The following is a 2,500-nucleotide window of genomic DNA, read 5'->3' as shown; positions in this document are numbered from 1 at the left end:
CCCCACGCCAGCCTAAGCAGCGCTTCAGAGCCGGCCTTCCGCAATTCCGCCGTGATGTTGCGGCCGGCGAAAAAATACCCAGGACCAGACCCGTTCGGCATCGACTGCGAAAGCAATGCTGACGGCACGTCGCCAGCTGATGATCCGCGGACCAGGCATGATCTCGACCCGCTCTGTGCCGCACTGTGGAAAAGTCGACACGCTCAGGCAATGGTCGCGGATGCCGACAACGAAATTCCAAGCGATCGCCGGCGACGCACGGGTCGGCTACGTCGTCATAGAACTGGCCGAGTTCAGTTCCGCCTTGGGGTGGAAGACAATGCGGTACTCCATTGCCTATTTGGCTTTCGCCTGCTTCGCGTGATGACGCGCCTCGAGTCGCGAAAAAACCGTCTCGACAGGGATGCCCTTAGCCGGATCCTGCCGGAGCTCGGTCAGGCGCGCCGGAACCTCCTCGCGCAGCCATCTCTCCCGCTTAGGCCGGCGCGAACATCTCAGGCATTGTTGTAGCGGCCTGATTCGAGCTGCTTCCTGATGAAGCTCTCATAGTGGTTCGTTCAGAGCGTAGTCGGGCACGGCAACCTCCTGGAAGATTATGGCGCCGATCAAGCCCGGTAGCAATAATAGCAATGATTGGAAGCGCACGATCACGGTTCGTTTTCCAAGATCTGATGGCGAGAGAATGGTTCGTCGCCTGGTTTTGCAGGGTCCAAAGCGTCCGGTCACCATCGCGCCGGCGCGTGGCGGTTGCCGCGCTGACAGAGCCGGGAGCCAACCGGCTTCGCGTGGGCAAAGGTGCCGAATAACAAAAAGGCCTGCGAGCTGCGGGCGGTTGGGGGTCATGATTTGGCTTTTCTGTCCCACGGCGTCGGCTTCGCCTGCTTCCGACCCCTGGTGCAGGTTAAAATCGCCATCGATCACGGTCCGAACGCAAAAAGCCCGCGTGAAGCGGGCTGTTTTTGATGTTGGTTGCGGGGACAGGATTTGAACCTGTGACCTTCAGGTTATGAGCCTGACGAGCTACCGGGCTGCTCCACCCCGCGTCACCTCCAGGGCAAGCTCTTGCTTGCTCCGGACTCTCCAGGGCAAGCTCTTGCCTGCTCCGGATCTGAAGCAAGCGTTTGCTTGCTTATCTGGACGTAAGCCTGGGCCTATGAACAGGATGGCTTACAGATAGGTATATGGCTGACCAAATGAAAGGGCCGCTTGCGCGGCCCGTGATCCCTTGGCGGGCCTTTTCGTAGAGAGAAGATTTCAGTTTCATCCGGTTTGCGGATGAGAGTTCAACGTGCGTTTTGCAGACCTGGCAGCGACCTACTCTCCCGCGTCTTGAGACGAAGTACCATCAGCGCTGGAGCGTTTCACGGCCGAGTTCGGAATGGGATCGGGTGCAGCCGCTCCGCCATAACCACCAGGTCGGCAAAACGCACGTTATATCGAGAAGCTGTTTTTTTCGTGCCAAGGCGACGTTTGTGTTTTGCTTACGGGCGTAAGCCCGCAAGCGCGACTGCGCGTCGCCGGTTTTCCGGCGCCCTCGCGGAGCATAGGCCCTGTAAGGGCCGCTCATGCGTGAGCGCTGGTCAGATCATCGTGTTTCACGATGAGCATAAGGAATGAGAACGATCAAGCCGATCGAACTATTAGTACCGGTAAGCTTCAAGCGTTGCCGCTCTTCCACACCCGGCCTATCAACGTGGTCGTCTTCCACGGTTCTCAGGGAATACTCGTTTTAAGGTGGGTTTCCCGCTTAGATGCCTTCAGCGGTTATCCCGTCCGGATATAGCTACCCTGCTATGCGGCTGGCGCCACAACAGGTCCACCAGAGATCCGTCCATCCCGGTCCTCTCGTACTAGGGACAGATCCTTTCAATATTCCTACACCCACGGCAGATAGGGACCGAACTGTCTCACGACGTTCTGAACCCAACTCACGTACCGCTTTAAATGGCGAACAGCCATACCCTTGGGACCTGCTCCAGCCCCAGGATGCGATGAGTCGACATCGAGGTGCCAAACAACCCCGTCGATATGGACTCTTGGGGGTCATCAGCCTGTTATCCCCGGCGTACCTTTTATCCGTTGAGCGATGGCCCTTCCACGCGGGACCACCGGATCACTATGACCGACTTTCGTCTCTGCTCGACTTGTCAGTCTCGCAGTCAGGCAGGCTTATGCCATTGCACTCAGCGAACGATTTCCGACCGTTCTGAGCCCACCATCGCGCGCCTCCGTTACTCTTTAGGAGGCGACCGCCCCAGTCAAACTACCCACCATACATTGTCCCGGACCCGGATAACGGGCCGCGGTTAGACATCCATAGTAATAAGGGTGGTATTTCAAGGGTGGCTCCACCTGAGCTGGCGCCCAGGTTTCAAAGCCTACCACCTATCCTACACATGCCACTACGAATGCCAATGTAAAGCTATAGTAAAGGTGCACGGGGTCTTTCCGTCTAACCGCAGGAACCCCGCATCTTCACGGGGAATTCAATTTCACTGAG

Annotated in this window: 2 protein-coding genes, 1 tRNA gene and 2 rRNA genes (1 of these 5 cut by a window edge); 1 reads left to right on the top strand and 4 read right to left on the bottom strand. The window is 57.6% G+C overall.

The window, feature by feature from the left end; translation table 11 throughout:
• Positions 1 to 157: 157 nt before the first annotated feature.
• The gene (locus NKI35_RS00755; RefSeq protein ID WP_155923365.1) at positions 158 to 364 is read left to right on the top strand and encodes a hypothetical protein; all 207 of its coding nucleotides are present in this window, start codon (positions 158 to 160) and stop codon (positions 362 to 364) included.
• Positions 365 to 543: 179 nt separating this feature from the next.
• Here NKI35_RS00755 and NKI35_RS00750 read toward each other — a convergent pair whose 3' ends face one another.
• The 4 genes from NKI35_RS00750 to NKI35_RS00735 form a co-directional block, all read right to left on the bottom strand.
• Positions 544 to 921, bottom strand: a complete 378-nt coding sequence (locus NKI35_RS00750; protein ID WP_352738069.1) for a hypothetical protein — start codon at positions 919 to 921, stop codon at positions 544 to 546.
• A gap of 45 nt (positions 922 to 966) precedes the next feature.
• Positions 967 to 1,043 (bottom strand) — tRNA-Met (locus NKI35_RS00745).
• Between the two features lie 258 nt (positions 1,044 to 1,301).
• A 5S ribosomal RNA gene (rrf, locus tag NKI35_RS00740) occupies positions 1,302 to 1,416 on the bottom strand.
• A 203-nt stretch (positions 1,417 to 1,619) separates the two neighbouring features.
• Positions 1,620 to 2,500 (bottom strand): 23S ribosomal RNA (locus tag NKI35_RS00735) (it continues 1,920 nt past the right edge of the window).

The sequence above is a fragment of the Mesorhizobium sp. M0676 genome, from assembly GCF_040320535.1.
In the GTDB taxonomy this organism is placed as follows: Bacteria; Pseudomonadota; Alphaproteobacteria; order Rhizobiales; family Rhizobiaceae; genus Mesorhizobium.
Note: the sequence above shows the minus strand (reverse complement) of the source record. Positions and strands in the feature narration are given on the sequence as shown.